The organism is Pseudactinotalea sp. HY158 (assembly GCF_009660225.1).
Classification (GTDB): Bacteria; Actinomycetota; Actinomycetes; order Actinomycetales; family Beutenbergiaceae; genus HY158.
The window spans coordinates 3,494,921-3,514,702 of record NZ_CP045920.1; the positions used below are offsets into that span (position 1 = coordinate 3,494,921).

A 19,782-nucleotide genomic window follows, 5' to 3' on the forward strand; every position below is an offset into this window, starting at 1 on the left:
CGAGATGGCGCCCCGGCGTGGGGCGATGACCTAGGACAGGTCCTGTACGCGGATGTTGCGGAACTCCATCCGGTCGCTGTTGCTGTGGTTCTGCAGCCCGATGAAGCCACGCTCGAACTGGCGCAGATCCGTGGGCGGGTCACCGGCGCGCGAGGACTCCTTGCCCGGAGCGTTCTCGAACTCGTTGATCACCACCCCGTTCCGAACGATCGTGTAGTGCTGGTCCACGACGCGGATCTCGTAGTCGTTCCACACGCCCTTCTCGGTCAGACCGGCGTCCTCCCGCGCGACGGGCTCGAAGTTGTACACCGATCCCGTCTTCTGCGGTTCCCCGGTCGGTCCGTCGTAGAGCTGGATCTCGTGGCCACAGCTGATGGCCACCCAGGCCTGGGACTGCCCCCGACCGCATTCGGGCTGGTCCTGCGCGGTCGGATCGGGGAAGCGCACGAACACCCCGCTGTTGGCGTAGGTCGTGCCCTCGGAGACGTCTCGGAACTGCAGCTTGAGCGAGAAGTCCTCGAACTCCTCCGCCTCGTACCAGAGCATCCCCAGGCCGCCCTGTGACAGCAGCGATCCGCCCGGGAGCAGCTCGAAGTGGCCGCCCGGTGCCTGCCGCCAGCCGTCGAGCGAGGCCGAGGTCCCGTCGAAGAGCCAGCGGTAGCCGGCGTCGCCGGGGGTGCCGACGTCGGAGCGGGCGGCGCCGTTGGTCAGCCGGCCGATGTCGCGGCCGCTGATCACGTCGTTGTCCCGCAGCTGCCGGATCACGTCGTTGACGTGGCGGATGAACGCCCCGTGGTTGTCCCATTCGCCCTCGTCGTCGATGAGGTCGGCGATGGTGCAGCCGCCGAGGTCCGTGTTCGTCACGCCCGTGTCCTCGTCGCCGATCCACACCGTGTCCCGCGAGTCGGGCACGGCGCACTCGATCACGGCGTCCGTCCCGACGGTCTCGACGGTCCCGTCCGCATAGGTCACGGTGAGGGTGGCCTCGTAGGAGTCGACTCGGTCGTAGGTGTGGCGCGGGTCGGCCTCGGTCGAGGTGGTGCCGTCGCCGAAGTCCCATTCCCAGGCCACGCCGCCGGAGCGGGATCCGTTGAACTGCACCGTGAGGGGGCTGCTCTGGATGCTCGTGGCCGTCGCCGCGGGCGCCGGGGTCGCCGGGCCGCCCGTGTAGACGATGCGGATGAGCTTCTGGTTCTGGTGCAGGGTGAAGAATCCGCTGCCGTAGTCGAGCATGTACAGGGCACCGTCCGGCCCGAACTCGGCGTCCATCCAGCTCTGCAGCTGGTTGTCGCCTCCGCCGGCGCGGATGATCTGGCGCAGGTCCTCGGCGAAGACCGGCGGTGCGGCCTCGTCGACCGCGTCCGGGTCGACCGTGATCGCCATGCGGTTGTTCGGGTTGGACTGGTCGCCGATGAGCCACTTGCCCTCCCAGTACTCGGGCCAGGCGATGTCGCTGCCGGAGTCCACCTGCGAGGACCGGTAGGTCGGGCCGGACATGACGGCCTGGCCCCCACCACGCAGGTAGGGCTCGCTGTAGGTGGCCTCGTCCTCCTCGTAGCTGGGGATGCCGTTCTCGTCCCGGGGGAAGTCCGGGCCGCCCCCGCTCGGGGAGTACCAGATCATGTTGTCGCGCGCGTCGGGGATGTCGACGAGGCCGGTGTTGCGGGGCGAGTTGTTCTCGAGGTCGTCGCAGTCGTACCAGTCGGTCAGGATGCTCGCGTCCTCGTTGCTGCGGTCGCGGTACGGCTGACGATTGCCCATGCAGTAGGGCCATCCCTGGTTTCCTGCCGAGGTGATGATCGTCGCCGTCTCGTACTTCGCGGGTCCCAGTTCCGGATCCGGCAGGAAGGCGTCGGGTCCGACCCAGGCCGCCGTGAGCCAGTCGGTGTCCGCGTCGATCTGGATGCGGGAGGGATTGCGCACACCCATGACGTAGATCTCGGCGCGGGCCTTGTCGCCCCCGCCCTCCTCGCCCGTGAACAGGTTGCCCTCGGGGATCGTGTACGTGCCGTCCTCCTCGGGGTGGATCCGCAGGATCTTCCCGTTGAGGTTGTTCGTGTTGCCGGCGGTGCGGCGGGCGTCCTGGAAGGAGATGCCGGCGTACTCCTGGGTCCAGTTGTTGCCCGAGTAGCCGCTCGAGCCCTGGGAGGAGTTGTTGTCCCCCGTGGAGACGTACAGGTTGCCGTCGTCGTCGAACGCCATGCCGCCGCCCGCGTGGCAGCAGCTGTGGATCTGCGTCTGCCATTCGAGCAGGTCCACCCGGGTGTCCTGGTCGATTGTCACGTTCTCACGGTCGTAGGTGAACCGCGAGACGGTCCGCATTCCGGTGCGGTTCTCGGTGTCGATCGAGTCGTAGGGCATCCAGTAGACGTAGAGCCAGTCGTTCTCCGCGAAGTCCGGGTCGGGTTCGATCCCGAACAGACCCTCCTCGGTCTTGACGAGCTCGCCCCCGCTGCCGCGGTTGCCGAACACGTCGAGCACCGTGAGCAGCGTGGCCTCGCCCGTGTCCGGGTCCCATTGGTGGATGGTTCCACAGCCGAGGCCCACGTTCTCCGCGTCCCAGGACGGGATCGCCCCCGTGGCGCAGGCGCCGCGGCCGACGTAGAAGACCGTGCCGTCGTCCGTCGTGACGAGGCCGTGGGGCTCACCGATCTGGTCGAGCTCGCCCGGGCTGTTCTGCGTCGTCAGTCGCTCGATCTCGTAGTTCGAGCCGATGGTCGCCTGGCAGTCGGCGCGGACGATCCCGGTCGACCACTGGATGGCACCGAGCAGGTGGCTGCGGAAGCCGTCCTCGGAGTAGCTCTCCGCCGTGCCGCCCATCCCCGTGTAGAAGGACCGGCCGCCGTCGTAGTCGCGGCACCAGGAGATCGGGTGGAACGCGCCGTTGGCGGTGTCGCCGGCGTCGTAGTCCCATTCCTGCACCTGGGCGATCGTGTGCACCCGGCCGATCGGGTTCGTCTCCCAGTTGTACCACTTGTCGGAACGGGTCCAGTTGAGGGGAAGGCCCTCGTTGGCCACGTGCAGGCGGTCGACGACGTTGACCGTCGCCTCCTGGGTGGGCACCTCGACGTCGGGCGGGTTGACGGCCTCCTCGGTGAACAGGAGCCAGTCGGCGAGCTGGGTCGCCGACTCCCCGCCGTTCTCGCGCACCTCGAGCTGGAAGTACTGGTATTCCGTGCTGTTGTCGATCTCGTAGCTCTTGCGCAGGAAGCGTTGGGAGAAGTCGTCGCTGCGGGTGTCGAGGTCGGTCCAGCTCTCACCGTCGGTGGAGCCGCGCACCGTCCAGGCCCCCGGGTCGCGACCGGGGAAGTCGTTGGCGGAGACCATCGCATACTCGGTGATGACGGCGGGCTCGACGAGCTCGTAGGTGACGGTCGCGACGTCGTCGAACGCGAGCCACTTGGTGTTCTCGTCCCCGTCGGTGAGGTTCGCGGCGGTCTCCCGCGGCGGGTTCTCGCCGGTGGCCGTGACGTCGGCGACCTCCTCCGGGGTCGGCCGGATGCCCGCGGGGCGGGCACCGACGAGGCCGGTGAACCACTGCGAGCTCTCCTGGGCCTTGGCGGCGTCGCGGATGCCGAGGAAGCCGCCGCCGTCGTTGATGAACTCCTCCAGCGCGCCCTCCTGGTCGCCGTCGAGTTCGCTGCCCACGGCCGAGAGGAAGACGACGCCGCGGTAGCCGTCGAGGTTCTCGTCGGTGAAGTCCGCCGGGTCGCTCGTGGAGGTCACGGAGAAGCCGTTCGCGGCACCGAGCTCGGCGATCGTGTTCGCCGCTTCGAGGACGGGGTCGTCCTGCTCGGCGGGGTCCCCGTGGAAGACGAGGACCTCGACGTCACCGGTCGGCGTCGCCTCCTCGTTCGCGGTGACGACGGCGTCGCCGGACCGGGCCGCCTCGGCCTGACCGGGCGGGCCGGCGATGGCGGGGGCGACGTTCATGGTGGCCATGAGCGCGGCGCTCGCGGTGAATATGCCGGCCTGCTTGAGCCGGCGGGCTCGGCCAGCAGGGCTGCTGGCGGGTGGTCGTGGTGTCGTGCTCACTTCTCCCCCTTTGGAGTAGGTCATCGCCGGCCGGGTGGCCGGAGGCCGAGCTCGTCAGTTGCCGTGGCCCCCCTCGTGTTCGTGGAATCGGTCGATGGCGGCCTGGGCGCCCGCGGGCATGCTTCCGTCCTCGTTGCGCACGAGGAAGACCCCGGCCATCCCGCCGTCGGAATGGAACTGGACGTGGCAGTGGTACATCCACGCGCCGGCTCCGACGCCCTCGCCGGCCACGACCTGGAATCCGAAGGACGAGCCGGGGTTGAGGTCCTTGTTGTCGATGACCTCGCTCGAGTCCCGCGGGCCCTCGAGATATCCCGTGCGGGTATTCGCCCACCGGTGGGCGTGCAGGTGGAACGTGTGGAACATGTCGCCGTGGCCGATGCAGATGAACTCGACCGTCTCGCCGAGGCGCGCCTCGAACATCGGGGTGTGCGGCGCCGACGCGTTGTTGATGAGCATGCCGTTGAACACGACCGTGAACTGCCGGTCGGGCAGGACGTCCCCGCGCCGGCGCACGATGAGCGCGCCGTAGAGTCCCGCCTGCAGGCCTCCCGTGCCGTGCGGGGTGCCCATTGCGTGGTCGTGATAATGCCAGTAGCCCGCGCTGCCGGGGCGGCTCACCCGGCCCATCGACGTCTCGGTGGTGGTCCGCCAGACGTAGGTGCGGGTCTCGCCGGGCCCGTTGAAGGAGTCGTTGAACGGGGAGCCGTCCGACGTGGTCTCGTACAGCACGCCGTGCGGATGGATCGAGAGCGACCGGTCGGTCGTGTTGACCAGCGTGATCTCCATCGTGTCGCCCTCGTACATCTCGAGCACGGGGCCGGGGATCGTCGCCTCCCCGGGCGCCAGGCCGTAGCCGACCCGACCATCGCCCAGGTCCTCCGCGTACATCGTGATCCGGTGGGTCTCGCCGGCGCCGCGGCCGCCCGGTGCGCCGAGGGCCGACGTCCCGGTCAGCGCCACCGCCGCGGGGGTGAGCACTGCCGCCGCGGCCCCGGCCAGCATCGTCCGGCGAGGCAATCCGCCCGGGAGGGGGCGTGGACTCGCGCTGTCTTCGGTCATGGTTCTCCGTCCGGCTTGCACACCAGAACTCCCCACGCCTGACGCGCTCCCGCCTGCGGCGCCGCTGAGGACGACGTCGGCACGGCTCACTCGGCTCAGAGGCATCGGCGCGTGAGCGTGTGAGGGGGTTCACTGATTGGTCGCTACGTTAGACACACTTCTGAGATCGGTCAAGCAAAACCCAACAAATATACGAAGGTATCTAAGCCTCGAGCCATCCGAACACGGGAATCACTCCTTCGTCTTCTGTTCGCTGTTATACCGAAAGGGCTTGATGTTTTTCGTAATAGGCGCTTGACTCTCTCCCGGGGGTTGCCCTGACAGAGTCGTCGTCCATGGAAGAAGTCGCAGATGCGAGCAGCGAGCGTGCGCACGATGCGCATGGCGCGCACGGTGCGCATCGGTCCGGCGCAGCTCGTCGATGAGCGGCCTCGTGCACGGCGGCACCCCCCGTCCGCCCCCAGCGCGCGCGTGATCGACGGTGCGCGTCCGGGCATTCCGCCTCGACACAAGGAGTAGACATGAAGAAGAGACTGACCACGGTGCTCATCGGAGGAATGGCGATCGCCGGGTTCGGCGCCGTCGGGCCCGCGCCCGCCCAGGCCGCGCTCACCACCCACTGCGTGGGCGAGGCCGACGGGGTGACCGTCCCCGGCGACCTGCTCATTCCCCGCGGGAAGGCGTGCTCGCTGACCGACATCACCGTCACGGGTGACGTGCGCGTCGCCGCCGGTGCCGACCTCGTCGCCGACGGCCTCACCGTCGAGGGCAGGATCGTCGTGCAGAGCGACGGCTACCTCGACCTGACGGGATCCACGGTGGCGGGCAATGTGGTCAACCGCGGATCGTTCGGGGTCTACCTCGACGACACCGACGTGAGGGCCTACACGGCCACCGCGAACGTCAACCCCGACACGTTCCTGTGGACCGACGAGGCCGAGTTCTCCGGCCGCATCGCCGCCACCGGAGGTTCGTTCCTGCTGGAGAGCTCCACCGCCGATCGCGCCGTGCAGACCACGGACACGCAGTACACCGACATCATCGACTCCGTCGTGGGCGGCACCCTGACGGTCACCGGCGCCGAGTTCGGGGCGATGGTCTGCGGCAGCGAGGTCGACCGCCACGCGACCTTCGCGAGCACGGGCGTGGGCGTCCAGCTCGGAGCCGGCGGCGCACTCGCCGACTGCGATCTCGGCCCGAGCGTCTGGGGCGGGAACGTGCTCGTCTCCGGCACGACCGGTGCCGTGCAGGTCTCGGACAACATCATCCGGGGCAACCTCGACGGCACCGGAAACGACTCGGTCACCGCGAGCGACAACCGTGTGCGCGGCGACCTCAAGGGCCAGTTCGCCGAGCAGGCGGCCCGGCCCATGATGCGGATGCAGCTCGACGCGGCACCGACCCTCGAGCGCGGCGACGCCTCGGCCGAGCGGGACGCGCTCGAGCAGCTGCGTGACGACCGGCTCGGGATCGCGGAGCAGCTCGCCGAGGAGGCGGGCCCCGCGAATCTCTGATTCGCCCACGCCGCACGCGTAGCGCCGGGCGCCGCCGCCCGGCGCTACGCGTACAGGTGAAGCTGCCGCCCGGCGCTACGCGTGCAGGTGAACACGGCCGGCCCAGTGAGCACAGTGGGCCGAGCGAGCCGAGCGAGCCGAGCGAGCCGAGCGAGCCGAGCGAGCCGAGCGAGCCGAGCGCGAGATTCTGCACGGGTCAGCGCAGCACATCTGCACGGAATCCCGCGCCCGGACGCGCGGGGGTAGCGGACCGTCTCGAGCAGCGCCCTTCGGACTCAGTCGCGGGCGGTCAGCACGACGGGTCCGTCGTGGGTGATGGCGATCGTGTGCTCGCTGTGCGCGCCGCGCGACCCATCGGCGCTCCGCAGGGTCCAGCCGTCGGCGTCGGTGAAGAGCTCCGCCGTGCCGATCATGAACCAGGGCTCGATCGCGATCGTCAGGCCGGGCCGGAGCGGCAGGCCGCGCCCGGCACGCCCGTTATTGGGGATGTGCGGCTCGCCGTGCATCGTGCGCCCGACGCCGTGGCCCCCGAAGTCGGTGTTGACGCCGTAGCCGTAGTCCGCGGCCACCGCACCGATCGCGGCGGAGATGTCGCCGACCCGCCTGCCCACCCGGGCGGCCTCGATCGCCGCCTGCAGTGCCTCCTCGGTCGCTGTGATCACGCGCTGGTCCTCGGCCCGCGGCGCGCCCACGATCATGCTCACGGCCGAATCGGCGACCCAGCCGTTCAGCTTGGCCGCGAAGTCGACCGAGAGCAGGTCGCCGTCGGCGAGCGTGTAGTCGTGGGGCAGCCCGTGGAGCACGGCGTCGTTGACGGAGGTGCACAGCACCTTGCCGAACGGGCTGGCGCCGAAGGAGGGGTGGTAGTCGATATAGCAGGACTCCGCGCCCGCCTCGCGGATCATCCGGTGCGCCAGCGCATCGAGCTCGAACAGCCCGACCCCGACGGCGGCCTTCTTCAGGAGGGCGTCCAGCACGGAGGCCACGAACGCCCCCGCGGGGCGCATCTCGTCGATTTCGGCCGGGGTCTTGAGTTCGATCACCGCACCACTGTATCCGGGAGTGGGTCGACGCAGCGCTCAGGGCCGGCCCCGGACCCCACGGACCGGCGGGCCCCACCGGATGCGCCGGACCGGTCGACCCGGGCGTGACCGGTCCCGGCCAGGGCCGTCGGTGTTCGACGGTGGGCGTTGCTGTTCGATCCAGGCCGCACCCGGGGGACCGGTGGGGCGACTGGGGAGGCAGGGGCTCCCGTGACTCGACGATCGACCAGGCGGGCTCCATCCACAGGGCGTGTCCACAGGCCTGGGGATAACCCTGTGGAGGATGTGGACAGCCCGCCCTCGTGCCGCCCGCCGCCACCGCCGCCGCGCCGGTCCGGCCGGCGCTCCGCGGCCCCCGCCGGTCACCGATCGATATACCAGAAAATGGCCGTGGGCATTTTCGCGCGGGAATTCGCCGATTCGACAGAATCTGCCGCGCCCGGGTCGACGATTCCGCCACGCTGCCCACGGCGTGACGCACTGGGGCCGGCCACCCGCACCAGGCGGGCCGCGCCGCCTCCTGTCATCGACGAGTCGGCCGCGTTCCGTTCGTTTATCCACAACCGGGTCGGGCCGTTGTCGATCAAGAGCGCCCTGCCCGCCGACGCCTGTTGGCCCCGCCGAGGCCTGTCGACACTGCCGGCACTGCCGGGCTCGGTCCGATCGCATCGTGCCGACCGGACGGCGCCGACGCCCCGGCCCCGCTGCCGGACGCCCCGATTCACCACATTCGCACCGCCCCGTCACGGCCGCGGATGAGCAGGCGGCCGTCCGCGCACCCGCGGCTGCGTGTTCGCACGCTGGATTCGACGCCGTGTCCCCGTCCGGCCGTCCGCGCACCCGCGGCTGCATGTGTCGACCCCGTTCGCCGCGACCGGGTGGATCCCGGCCCCTATGATGCAGGCGTGATCTCGCCCGATGCCCCGCGCCTCATCGTCGCCGCCGCGATCGTCGACCACCTCGAGCGGCCGCGGACGATCCTCGCCGCCCGCCGCAGCGCGCCCAAGTCCCTCGCGGGACGCTGGGAGTTCCCCGGTGGCAAGATCGAGGCCGGCGAGACCCCGCAGGCCGCCCTTCATCGCGAACTGGCCGAGGAACTGGGCGTCGAGGTGAGCCTGGGCGACCGGCTGCCCGGCCCGGAGTCCGGCTGGCCCGTGGCCAACGGCTACCGCATGCACGTGTGGTTCGCGCGGATCACCTCCGGGGTGCCCGCACCCCTGCAGGATCACGACGAACTGCGCTGGCTCACCCTGCCGGAGGCCTTCTCCGTGCCCTGGCTCGAGCCCGACGTGCCCATCGTCACCGCCCTGCTCGACGAGCTCTCGGCCTGACACCCACGACTGCCCCTGACCCAGGGCCGACGACGACCCGACGACGGTCCGACCACGGGGGGCTCGGTCGCCTCCGCGCACCAGCCTGTCGTCTAGATCACGACTTATTCGGCATTTTCGTCAGGAACTGGCATAGTGGACGCGTGCCCAAGATCATCGGTTCCACCCTCGCAGAACATCGACAGCAGGTCCGCCAGAAGCTCTTCACGGCCCTGGCCGAACTCATGGGCGAACGCGGTTTCGACTCGGTCACGCTCGCCCAGATCGCCGCGCGGGCGAAGGTCGGGCGGACGTCGGTCTACAACCACTTCCCCGACAAGGAGGCGCTCCTGCTCGCGTTCATCGAGCACGAGACCGGTGAGTTCGTGACGAATATGCGGGCGGCCCTCGTCGGCGTGGAGGACCCGGAGGAGCAGCTGCGGGTCTACGTCCGCGCCCAGCTCCTCCTCCAGCACCCCTACCACTTCGCGCCCGGCCCCTCCCTCGCCTCCGTCGTCTCCCGGGACACCGTGGCCCGGCTCGGCGAGCACGTGCGCGAGGTCGCCCAGCTGCTCCGGAGCATCCTCAGCGCCGGGATCGAGCACGGCGGCCTGCCCGAGCAGGACGTGTCCGCCGTCGTACCCCTCATCCACTCGTGCCTGCAGTCCCGCACCCTGCCGCTCAACCCGGTCGAGCGCGAGCAGGCGATCGAGACGATCACCGCCTTCGTGCTGCGCGCGGTCGGGGCGCGGGAGGTCACCGCGGCCTAGAATCGGCACGAGCGGCGCCCCGGTCCGAGACGGCGCCCAGCCGAGCGAGCGAGCCCCATGTCCCAGCCCACCAGCCACGTCCTTCCCCGCCCCGGCGGGGACCTGCCCGTGCTGCGGTGGCACCCCGCCGGCCTCGACACGGGCCCGGCCGCCGGGGTCGTGCTCGTGCAGGAGATCTTCGGCGTCACCGACTACATCCGCGCCCGGGCGGCGGATCTGGCCCGGGCCGGCTACACGGTCGACGTGCCGGTCCTCTTCTTCCGCGAGTCGAGCGAGCCCGTGCCCGAGGACGCCCCCGACCTCCTCGAGCGCGGCCTGGCGCTCGCCGCCGCGACCGACTGGGACACCGCCGTCGCCGATACCCGCGCCACCGTCGCGCGCCTGACCCGCGACCTCGCGGCCGCGGGTCCCGGCTCTCCGCCGGTGACGTTGCTGGGCTTCTGCTACGGGGGCGGACTCGCCTATGCCGCCGCGGCCGAGACCGCCGAGACGCCCGCCCCCCGAGAGCCCGCAGCGCCAGATCCCAGAGGGCCCAGAGAGCCCGCTGAGCACACGGAGCCCCCGGCCTCGGCCCTCGTGTCCTATTACGGCTCGGCCCTGCCCGCGCTCACGGCCGAGCCCACCCTCCGCGTCGAGCGCCCGAGCCTGCATCACTTCGGGACGGCCGACGCCTACGTCCCCCTCGAGGCGGTCCGCGCGATCCGCGAGCGCGTCACGGCCGCCCGCGCCCCGGTCGAGTTCCACCTGTATGACGGCGCGGGGCACGCCTTCGACAATCCGATCCCCCGCTTCCACCACGCCCGAGCCTCCGCCGAGGCATGGCGCCGCACGCTCGTGTTCCTCGATCGCGTGCGGACGGCGTAGCTCGCCATGGCACGGACCCGCGCCCGAGCGACGCGCCGCCGATTGCTCCTCCCGCTCGTGCTCGTCGTTCTCGTGGTCGCCGTGGCCGTCGCCGGGGAGGCGATCGCCCGGGCGCAGGTGCACGCCCGCGTGGCCGGCGCCATCGACAGCGAGCTTCCGGGGTCTACGGGCGTCTCCACCTCACTTCCCGCCCACCCGATCCTCATCGACCTCGTGCGGGGCCGGCTGACCGACCTGGAGATCCATGCCGATCGCGTGCCGCTCGAGTCGGTCCTGGCCGAGCCGTTGAGCGTCACCGCGGTCGACGTGCGGATCGGCTCGGCGAGTCTGACCTCGCCCATGACCGTGCACGACGTCACGGCGAGCGCGACCGTGCCGATGTCCGATCTCTCGACCCTGGCCGCCGCGCGCCTCGGCCACGGGGGCGTGCTCGGCGACCTCCGCGTCTCCGGCGGGGCCGGGGAGCTCACCGTGTCGGCCCGGGTCGCCGGCGCCCTGCCCGTCGAGATCGCCCTGCGCCCCGAGGCGCGGGAGCGGGAACTTCGCCTCGTTCCCACCCGCATGACCATCGCCGGCGCCGACGTCGGGCTCACGTCGCCCCGGCTGGCCGAGTGGGGGATCGATCCGGCCGCACTCGACGTGCGGATCGGTCTCGACGACGCTCCCCCGGGGATCGAGCTCCGGTCCGCCGAGGTCACCCCCGACGGACTGCGCGTCACGCTCACCGCCGACCGGCTGGTCGCCGACGGCGCGTCGGGCGTCGGTCACGGGATGACGGGGACGCGGACCCGATCCGCTCCCAGCGCTTCCGGTTACTATGCGCAATCGTGACCTGAGCGAACTTGACAGCGCCGAAACGTCCGATGTTTGATGGTCGACATTGGTAGCTCGTCCCGATCCCAAGGAAGTGGTCTCATGCCCGCTCGCGTATCCCCCGCACGGCCGTCGTCGCGGACCCGGCGTGCCCGTGCGGCCGGGCCGGAGCCGCGAGCATGACCGGGACCGACACACTGCTCAGCCTCGAGGGAGTCTCCAAGGGATTCCCCGGCGTGCAGGCACTCGACAACATGCGTCTCGACGTGCGCTACGGCGAGGTGCTCGCGCTCGTCGGCGAGAACGGCGCGGGCAAGTCGACCCTCATGAAGCTGCTCTCGGGCCTGTACACCCCCGACTCCGGCACGTTCACGCTCGACGGCGAGGACTACACGCCCTCCGGCCCCCGGCACGCCGAGGAACTCGGCATCAGCATCATCCACCAGGAGTTCCACCTCATGCCCGACCTCTCGGTCGCGCAGAACATCTTCATCGGCCGCGAGCCCCGCCGGGCCGGGCTGTTCACCGACGACCGGCGCCTGAACGAGATGGCGCGCGAACTCCTCGACCGGCTCGGACTCGACCTCGATCCCCGCGAGCCGGTCCACCGGCTCACCGTGGCCAAGCAGCAGATGGTCGAGATCGCCAAGGCGCTGAGCAGCTCCTCCACCAAGGTCCTCATCATGGACGAGCCGACCGCGGCCCTCAACGACGCCGAGGTGGCGACGCTGCACGAGCTCATCCGCCGGTTCATCAGCCCGAGCACGGCCGTCATCTACATCTCCCACCGGATGGACGAGCTGAGCGCCATCTCCGATCGCATCACCGTGATCCGCGACGGACTGTACGTCACGACCGTGGAGACCGCCACGACGTCGATGCCGGAGGTCATCGCCCACATGGTCGGGCGCGAGATCGACACGAGCGTCGGCCCCCAGAACGTCCGCGCCGACCGTGAGGTGATTCTCGCGGTCGAGGGGCTGCACACGAAGGAACTGCTCCAGGACGTCTCCTTCGAGCTGCGCAAGGGTGAGATCCTCGGCTTCGCCGGGCTCATGGGCGCCGGCCGGACCGAGGTCGCCCGCGCGATCGTCGGCGCCGACCCGATCACCGACGGCACGATCACCCTGCACGGCAAGCCCGTGCGGATCCCCCACCCGGCGCGGGCCGCCGAGTACGGGATCGGCTACCTCTCGGAGGACCGCAAGCGGTTCGGGCTCATGCTCAACCTCGCGGTCTCGAACAACATCGCCCTGTCCTCCCTCTCGGAGCACTTCAGCGCCGCCGGCTTCGTGCGCGACCGCGACATCAACCGGGTCTCGCGCACGCACGTGGACACCCTCGGCGTGCGCACCCCGTCCATCAAGCAGGTCGTGGGGAACCTCTCGGGCGGGAACCAACAGAAGGTGGTCATCGCGAAATGGCTCGCCAAGGACTGCGACGTGCTCATCTTCGATGAGCCCACCCGGGGGATCGACGTCGGGGCGAAGGACGAGATCTACCGGCTCCTCAACGAGCTGGCCGCCGCCGGCAAGTCGATCATCATGATCTCCTCCGAGCTCCCGGAGGTGCTGCGGATGGCCCACCGAGTGGTCGTCATGAGCGAGGGCCGGGTCACCGGCGAGCTCGAGTCCGGCGACGTCACGCAGGAGAACGTGATGCACCTGGCCACCCTCCGCCCCGAATCCGAGAGCAGTCGCGGATCCGTCACTACCGAGGCAGGACTAGCATGACCACACCCACCACGACCGAGGTGCGCTCCTCGACGGCCGGCACCGGCGCGGGACTCATGGGCCACCTGCGCACCGGCCTGCAGCAGATGCTCGCCTTCGCCGGACTCATCGTCATCATGATCGTGTTCTCGCTGGCCTCGCCGGTGTTCTTCACGTTCGACAACATCGTGGGGAACATGCTGTTCTCCGCGGTGGTCATCGGCACCCTCGCCCTGGGCACGACCTTCGTCATCATCACGGCCGGGATCGACCTGTCGATCGGCACCGGGATGGCGCTGTGCGCCGTCATGGCCGGCAACTTCATCACGAACATCGGCCTGTCCTGGCAGCTCGGGGTCGTGCTCGCGATCGCGTTCGGCGGGCTCGTCGGGCTCGTCAACGGGGTCTTCATCGCCGTGGCGAAGCTCCCGCCGTTCATCGCGACCCTCGCGATGATGATGGTCGCCGAGGGCCTCGCCCTCGTGTTCTCCGACAGCGCCCCGATCTACGTCGACCGGGACACCGACGGCGGCTTCATGGACCTGTCCACCGGCACCCTCATCCCGCAGGTGCCCAACGCCGTGCTCGTGCTCATCGGTGCCGCGATCATCGCCGGGATCGTGCTCAACCGCACCGTGCTCGGGCGCTACACCTACGCGATCGGCTCGAACGAGGAGGCCACGGCGATCTCCGGGGTCAACGTGACCAAGTGGAAGATCCTCATCTACACGTTCGCAGGCCTGTTCACCGGCCTCGCCGGCGTGATGATCGCCGCCCGGCTCGGCTCGGCCCAGCCCGCGATCGGCATGGGGTACGAGCTCCAGGCGATCGCCGCCGTGGTCATCGGCGGCACCTCCCTCATGGGCGGGAAGGGCTCGATCGTCGGCACCGTCATCGGCGCGCTGATCATCTCCGTGATCAACAACGGCCTCCAGCTCATGTCGGTGCCGCAGGAATGGCAGAACGTCATCCTCGGCGCCGTCATCCTCGCGGCCGTGTTCGCCGACACCGTGCGCCAACGCACCACCACCTGAGACCCCCCGCAGCCGAGCCTGCGGGACCCGGGCGAGCTACGCCGTCCGAAATCGATGAACCCACGTCAGATCACACCCCGCTCTCACGGGTGAGAGCCACAATGAAGGAGTATCACCATGCGCAGACGGACTCTGCTGATGGGCGCTGCCGCCTCCGCCGTCACCGTCGGACTGGCCGCCTGCTCGAGCGGCGACGACACGGGTAGCGCCGACGGCGGCAACAACGACGGCGGCGAGGGCGGCGGCGACGACCTGCCCTACATCGCGATCGTCTCCAAGGGCTTCCAGCACCAGTTCTGGCAGGCCGTCAAGAACGGCGCCGAGGACGAGGCCGAGGGCAAGGCGACGATCACGTTCGAGGGCCCGGCCACCGAGGCCGACGTCGAGGACCAGATCAACATGCTCCAGACCGCGCTGGCCAAGAGCCCGGCCGCGATCGGCTTCGCCGCCCTCGACTCCAAGGCCGCCGAGGGGCTGCTGCAGCAGGCGCAGACCCAGGACATCCCGGTCATCGCGTTCGACTCCGGCGTGGACTCGGATGTGCCGCTGACCACCGCCTCGACCGACAACAAGGCCGCCGCCGCGGAGGCCGCCAAGCACATGGCCGAGCTCATCGGCAACAAGGGCAAGGTCGCGATGGTCGTGCACGACCAGACCTCCGGTTCCGGTCAGGACCGCCGCGACGGCTTCATCGAGTGGATGGAGGCCAACGCCCCCGACGTCGAGCTCATGGAGCCGCAGTACGGCGACGGCGACCAGAACAAGTCGGCGAACATCACCAAGTCGATCCTCACCGCGAACCCGGACGTGGCCGGCATCTACGGCTCGAACGAGGGCTCGGCGATCGGCGTGGTCAAGGGCGTCGAGGAGGCGGGTGCCGGCGGCGACGTCGTGGTCGTCGGCTTCGACTCCGGCAAGGCGCAGATCGACGCGATCCGCTCCGGACTCATGGCCGGGGCGATCACGCAGAACCCGGTCGGCATGGGTGCCGAGGTGGTCAAGGCCGCGCTCAAGGCGATCGCCGGCGAGGAGCTGCCCGAGACGATCGACACCGGCTTCTACTGGTACGACGCGAGCAACATCGACGACCCGGAGATCGCGGCCGTCCTGTACGAGTGACGCGCTGAGGCCCCCGAGGCCGTCACGGCGATGCCCCCGCAGGAGTTCCTGCGGGGGCATCGCCATGTTCCCGTGGCGCTGCGCGCGCTAGTTTGAGAGCGACGCGGCGAGGCAGCGGAGGTGTCCGATGGCGACTGTGACCAGGGGCCCGGGAGCACCGCGGAGATGAGCGAGCCCCCGGAGGTCGCCTCCCAGGATCGCCCGGACCGCGCCCGGCCGACATCCGCCGAGGACAGGGCCACCCGCGCGGGCGGCTCCCGGCGGGTCCTGTTCCTGCTGGCCGTGCTCGGGGTGGTCTACGGCGACCTGGGCACGAGCACGATCTACGCCCTGCGCACCGCGTTCTCCGGGAGGGTGGTGACGCTCGAGGCCACCGCGGCGAACGTGCTCGGCATCCTCTCGCTCGTGCTGTGGACCCTCATCCTCGTGGTCTCGATCAAGTACATGGGCGTGATCCTGCGTCTCGACAACCGCGGTGAGGGCGGATTGTTCGCACTCATCGCGCTGCTGCGGCCGTGGCGGGCACTCGGGCGGATTCGGCGGCGAGCCCTGGTCCTGCTCGGGCTGGCCGGCGCGGCGATGCTCTACGCCGGCGTCATGATCACCCCGGCGATCTCGATCCTCAGCGCCGTCGAGGGTCTCGAGATCGCCGCACCGGGGACGGGCCGGCTCGTCGTGCCGATCACGATCGCCATCCTGGTCGCGCTCTTCCTCGTGCAGCGATTCGGTACGGCGCGGATCGGGGCGGCGTTCGGGCCGGTCATGGCGCTGTGGTTCGCCTCGATCGGAGCGCTCGGGCTGTACGGGATCACCCGGGCACCGCAGGTGCTCGCCGCGATCGATCCGCGCCGCGCCGCGGGCTTCCTCGCCCAGGCACCGGTGACCGGCCTCGTCGTCCTCTTCGCCGTGTTCCTCGTGACCACGGGCGCCGAGGCCCTGTACGCCGACCTGGGCCACTTCGGGACCCGATCGATCCGCCGGCTCTGGTTCGCGTTCGTGCTCCCCGCGCTTCTGCTCAGCTACCTCGGGCAGGGGGCGGGGCTGCTCCGCGATCCCTCCTCGTCCGAGTCCCCGTTCTTCCGCCTCGTGCCGACCGCCCTGCTCGTTCCGATGGTGGTGCTGGCCACGGTCGCCACGATCATCGCCTCCCAGGCGGCCATCACCGGAGCGTTCTCGCTCACGCGCGCGGCCGGACGGCTCGGGATGATGCCGCCGCTGCGGGTCGTGCAGACCTCCGCGGAGAGTCCGGGCCAGGTGTATGTGCCGGCGATCAACCGGATCCTCATGAGTGCGGCGATCGTGCTCGTGCTCACCTTCCAGACCTCCGAGCGCCTGGCCAGCGCGTACGGGATCAGCGTGAACACCACGATGGTCGTGACCACGGTCCTCGCGTTCGTGATCACCCGGGAGCGGCTCGGTTGGCCGAGGTGGCGGGCGGGTGTGGTGTTCGGAGCGTTCCTCGTGGCGGAGCTGGCCTTCCTCGGCTCGAATCTGCTGCGGGTTCCCCACGGTGGCTGGTTCCCGGTGCTGGTCGGCGCCGGGTTCTTCGCCGTCCTGTCCACCTGGCGCCGGGGCGGGGAGCTGCTCGCCGGCAGGACGACCGCGGACTCCCACCCGATCGAGACCGTGCACACCCGGCTGCGGGAGGAGGACGTCGCCCGGGTGCCCGGCGCGGCCGTGTTCCTCACGCCGTGGCTCACCGGCACGCCGCCCTCGCTCATCCATCACGTGCAGCGCACGCGCGCGCTGCAGCGCCGGGTCGTGCTCCTCGGTGTGCTCGTCGAGGACGTCCCGCGCACCACCGCGGACGAGCGGATCCACGTCGACGACCTCGGCGAGGGATTCGCCCGGGTCGTGCTGCACTACGGCTACCTGCAGCGGGTCAACGTGCCCTCCGAGCTCAACCGGTGCCGGGACCGCCTGGGCATCGACCTCGACGAGGTGACCTACTACATCGAGCACGAGCAGCCGCTGCAGGGCCACGGCCGCCGCCGCGGGCTGGCCGCCTGGCGCGAACGTCTCTACGCCGTGCTCAAGCGCAACGCCCTGGATCCGACGACGCGGTATCAGATTCCCAGCGACAGGATCGTCGACCTGGGGCTGCGGATCAGGATCTGAGTCCCGTCGGGCTCGGTGAGGCCCCGAGCACCGCTCGGCCGCGCTCGCCGGCGTCCTGAGACAGCACGCGTCACCGATGTCCCGATGCGGAACTGTCACCCATGGCCCGATACAGGAGACATCTCCGGCGTGGGTGGAGGTCCCCGCTCAGGAGCCGGCGGCCGTCACCGGGTGGGCGAGTGCGAGGAGTCCTCGGGCTCCTCGTCGGCGAGGCGGGCGAGCATCGCGTTGTACTCGGCGAGTTCGGCCCCGCCGTCGCGGTCCGCCTGGCGGTCCGTGCGGCGGGCGGTGCGTTCGTCGGTCTTGGCCCACATGAGGGCGAGCGTCACGGCGAGCGCGAGGGAGGGGAGTTCCCCGATACCCCACGTGATCTGCCCGCCGGTGTACTGGTCGGCGAGCGCGTCGACACCCCACGGGAGCCCGAGCCGCCCGAAGTAGTCGGCGCCGATGAGGTCGGTCATCGACATGATCGCGAGCGCGAAGAAGGCGTGGAAGGCCATCGTGGCGAGCAGCAGCACGAGCCGTAGCGGGTATCCGGGCCGGGTCGGGCCCGGGTCGATGCCGATGAGCACGTTGACGAACAGATACCCGATGAGGGTGAAGTGCACGATCATGAGCACGTGCCCGATATGGGTGGTCATCGCGAACACGATGAGCGGGGTGAAGTAGAAGACGGCCATCGACACGATGACGTTCCCGGCCGCGACGATCGGGTTCGACAGGAAGCCCGCCCATCTGGAGTGCACGATCGCGAGCAGCCATTCGCGCGGCCCGCGGGAGCCGTCGCGACGCGCGGGCAGGGCGCGCACCGCCAGGGTCACCGGTGCCCCGAGCACGAGCAGGATCGGCAGGATCATGACGAGGCTCATGTGCGCGATCATGTGTGCGCTGAAGAGGATGTGCCCGTATACGGCGGCTCCGCCGAGGTTGAGGTAGCCGAATCCGAGCACTCCGAGCAGCCAGGGAACGGTGCGGCCGAGGGGCCAGGAGTCCCCGCGCCGACGCAGTCGCAGCACCCATCGGATGTAGACGACGGCCATGACCACCGTCAGGGCACCGAACAGCAGGTCCGGGTAGAACTCACTGAACCAGCGACCGAAGGTCGGCGGCAGCGGCACGTCGCGCTGGGAGAGCACCTGGGCCGGACTCGGAGCCTCGATCGGGTCCTGCGGAACGGGCGGGGCGGTCGAGGCGAGCACGACGGCCAGCCCCATCGCGGCGGCCATGACGAACAGTTCGCCGCCGGCGAGGCGCCAGAAGGCGCGCGGCCGCTCGGCCAGCGCCGCGATGGTCGAACGGCGGTGCCAGGCCCCGGCGAAGCCGAGCAGCCCGAAGGCGACGATCTTCGCGATGAGCAGGGACCCGTACGTGGTGCCCAGGCCGCTCAGATCGCCCAGGCGCAGCACGGCGTTCGCGATCCCGGAGACGGCGACGCCCACGTAGCACCACGCGGCGATCGTGGAGAATCGGGCGGCGGCGCCCGTGACGTCGGGGCCCGCGGTCGACGACTCCCGCCCACCCCGCGGCCTCCCGCCCCGGTCGTGACCGGATCGCTCCGTGGCAGCGGGATCGTTGCCGCCCCGGCGACGCTCCCCCCGGTCGCTGCCGGCCCGGGCCGCGGCTCCGGCCACGGCTCCGGCCGCCCGGCCCGCCGAGAGCACCGGACGCACGAGCATGAGCACGAGGAGTGCCCCGACCCAGATTCCGACGGTGACGATGTGGATGAATCCGGCGTTCATCGCGAGGTCGTGGTTCTGGGCGCCGGCGGCGTGCCCGAGCACGGCGATCGGGATGATCACCGAGACCGACATGACGAGCGTGAGCAGCGCACTGCCCCAGCCGGCGATGGCGACGGCGGCGACGGAGGTGAGGGCGGCGAGGATGAGCGTGACGAGCCGGGCCTTGCCGGCCCCGAGCTCGGTCAGGTAGTAGGCCAGCTCGTTCCCGAATCCGGGTTCGCCGATCGGCCTCCCGGACACGGCCGCGTAGGTGAACACGAGTTGAGCGGTGAGCGCGATCGTCCAGACCGTGGCGGCCGCCGCGACCACCGTGCGCGCCCGCTCCCAGGCGGGGGTGCGCACGGCGAGCACGAAGACCAGGAGCATCGAGCCGCCGATCGTGACGGATGCGGCCAGGTCCGCCAGGCCGTTGATGATCGCACGGCCCCATCGCACGAGTACGCCGGGGTCGGCCAGCAACGTCGCCTCGGCGCTGCCCGAGAGGGCCAGCGCGAGCGCGGCCGCGACCACGAGGGTGCCGGCGATCCCGGCCACCCACCACACCATTCGTTGCCACTGCGTTCGCGCCACGCCTCGAGCCTAACCGGCCGCGCCGACACCGGCCCCCTCCGGCCCCTGTGACCTGTGACCCCGACCGGCCGTTCAGGCC

General features: G+C 70.5%; 13 protein-coding genes. 9 read left to right on the plus strand and 4 right to left on the minus strand.

All coding sequences use genetic code 11. The features are described from left to right. Positions 1 to 30: 30 nt before the first annotated feature. A complete protein-coding gene (locus GCE65_RS15450; RefSeq protein WP_228760005.1) occupies positions 31 to 4,035 on the minus strand; it encodes a ThuA domain-containing protein in 4,005 nt (1,334 codons plus the stop codon). Between the two features lie 54 nt (positions 4,036 to 4,089). Next, a complete protein-coding gene (locus GCE65_RS15455) occupies positions 4,090 to 5,097 on the minus strand; it encodes a multicopper oxidase domain-containing protein (RefSeq protein ID WP_228760006.1) in 1,008 nt (335 codons plus the stop codon). Positions 5,098 to 5,618: 521 nt separating this feature from the next. Between GCE65_RS15455 and GCE65_RS15460 the strand changes: the two genes are divergently transcribed. Further along, positions 5,619 to 6,611, plus strand: coding sequence for a hypothetical protein (locus GCE65_RS15460; protein WP_153879004.1), 993 nt, complete (start codon positions 5,619 to 5,621; stop codon positions 6,609 to 6,611). 275 nt (positions 6,612 to 6,886) lie between these two features. Here GCE65_RS15460 and map read toward each other — a convergent pair whose 3' ends face one another. Beyond that, positions 6,887 to 7,654, minus strand: coding sequence for a type I methionyl aminopeptidase (gene map, locus GCE65_RS15465; RefSeq protein ID WP_153879005.1), 768 nt, complete (start codon positions 7,652 to 7,654; stop codon positions 6,887 to 6,889). A 905-nt stretch (positions 7,655 to 8,559) separates the two neighbouring features. Here map and GCE65_RS15470 point away from each other — a divergent pair. From GCE65_RS15470 to GCE65_RS15505, 8 genes are all read left to right on the plus strand, one after another. After that, the gene (locus tag GCE65_RS15470) at positions 8,560 to 8,985 is read left to right on the plus strand and encodes a (deoxy)nucleoside triphosphate pyrophosphohydrolase (protein ID WP_305071545.1); all 426 of its coding nucleotides are present in this window, start codon (positions 8,560 to 8,562) and stop codon (positions 8,983 to 8,985) included. 143 nt (positions 8,986 to 9,128) lie between these two features. Then, entirely contained in the window at positions 9,129 to 9,734 is a 606-nt protein-coding gene (locus tag GCE65_RS15475; protein ID WP_153879007.1) for a TetR/AcrR family transcriptional regulator, read from the plus strand. A gap of 57 nt (positions 9,735 to 9,791) precedes the next feature. Continuing rightward, complete coding sequence (locus GCE65_RS15480; protein ID WP_153879008.1) at positions 9,792 to 10,598, plus strand: dienelactone hydrolase family protein; 807 nt, start codon at positions 9,792 to 9,794, stop codon at positions 10,596 to 10,598. 6 nt (positions 10,599 to 10,604) lie between these two features. Continuing rightward, positions 10,605 to 11,429 carry a DUF2993 domain-containing protein gene (locus GCE65_RS15485; protein WP_153879009.1) on the plus strand — a complete coding sequence of 275 codons (825 nt, stop codon included), beginning with the start codon at positions 10,605 to 10,607 and terminating at the stop codon, positions 11,427 to 11,429. A gap of 161 nt (positions 11,430 to 11,590) precedes the next feature. Beyond that, positions 11,591 to 13,144, plus strand: coding sequence for a sugar ABC transporter ATP-binding protein (locus tag GCE65_RS15490; protein WP_152909787.1), 1,554 nt, complete (start codon positions 11,591 to 11,593; stop codon positions 13,142 to 13,144). Continuing rightward, positions 13,141 to 14,157 carry an ABC transporter permease gene (locus GCE65_RS15495; RefSeq protein ID WP_152909788.1) on the plus strand — a complete coding sequence of 339 codons (1,017 nt, stop codon included), beginning with the start codon at positions 13,141 to 13,143 and terminating at the stop codon, positions 14,155 to 14,157. The genes GCE65_RS15490 and GCE65_RS15495 overlap by 4 nt, the downstream gene beginning before the upstream one ends. A 117-nt stretch (positions 14,158 to 14,274) precedes the next feature. Then, positions 14,275 to 15,276 (plus strand): ABC transporter substrate-binding protein, encoded by a 1,002-nt coding sequence (locus tag GCE65_RS15500; protein ID WP_153879010.1) that lies wholly within the window; start codon positions 14,275 to 14,277, stop codon positions 15,274 to 15,276. 165 nt (positions 15,277 to 15,441) lie between these two features. Then, entirely contained in the window at positions 15,442 to 17,394 is a 1,953-nt protein-coding gene (locus GCE65_RS15505) for a potassium transporter Kup (RefSeq protein WP_153879011.1), read from the plus strand. A gap of 164 nt (positions 17,395 to 17,558) precedes the next feature. Here GCE65_RS15505 and GCE65_RS15510 read toward each other — a convergent pair whose 3' ends face one another. After that, on the minus strand, positions 17,559 to 19,703 hold the full coding sequence (locus GCE65_RS15510) for a cytochrome c oxidase assembly protein (protein WP_228760007.1): 2,145 nt from the start codon (positions 19,701 to 19,703) through the stop codon (positions 17,559 to 17,561). Between the last annotated feature and the right edge of the window lie 79 nt (positions 19,704 to 19,782).

What these genes read in the sequence shown, in the direction of transcription:
- GCE65_RS15460 (WP_153879004.1), top strand. Translation starts at nt 5,619, where the DNA reads ATGAAGAAGAGACTGACCACGGTGCTCATCGGAGGAATGGCGATCGCC.
- GCE65_RS15500 (WP_153879010.1), top strand. Translation starts at nt 14,275, where the DNA reads ATGCGCAGACGGACTCTGCTGATGGGCGCTGCCGCCTCCGCCGTCACC.
- GCE65_RS15495 (WP_152909788.1), top strand. Translation starts at nt 13,141, where the DNA reads ATGACCACACCCACCACGACCGAGGTGCGCTCCTCGACGGCCGGCACC.
- GCE65_RS15485 (WP_153879009.1), top strand. Translation starts at nt 10,605, where the DNA reads ATGGCACGGACCCGCGCCCGAGCGACGCGCCGCCGATTGCTCCTCCCG.
- GCE65_RS15490 (WP_152909787.1), top strand. Translation starts at nt 11,591, where the DNA reads ATGACCGGGACCGACACACTGCTCAGCCTCGAGGGAGTCTCCAAGGGA.
- GCE65_RS15480 (WP_153879008.1), top strand. Translation starts at nt 9,792, where the DNA reads ATGTCCCAGCCCACCAGCCACGTCCTTCCCCGCCCCGGCGGGGACCTG.
- GCE65_RS15505 (WP_153879011.1), top strand. Translation starts at nt 15,442, where the DNA reads ATGAGCGAGCCCCCGGAGGTCGCCTCCCAGGATCGCCCGGACCGCGCC.
- GCE65_RS15455 (WP_228760006.1), bottom strand. Translation starts at nt 5,097, where the DNA reads ATGACCGAAGACAGCGCGAGTCCACGCCCCCTCCCGGGCGGATTGCCT.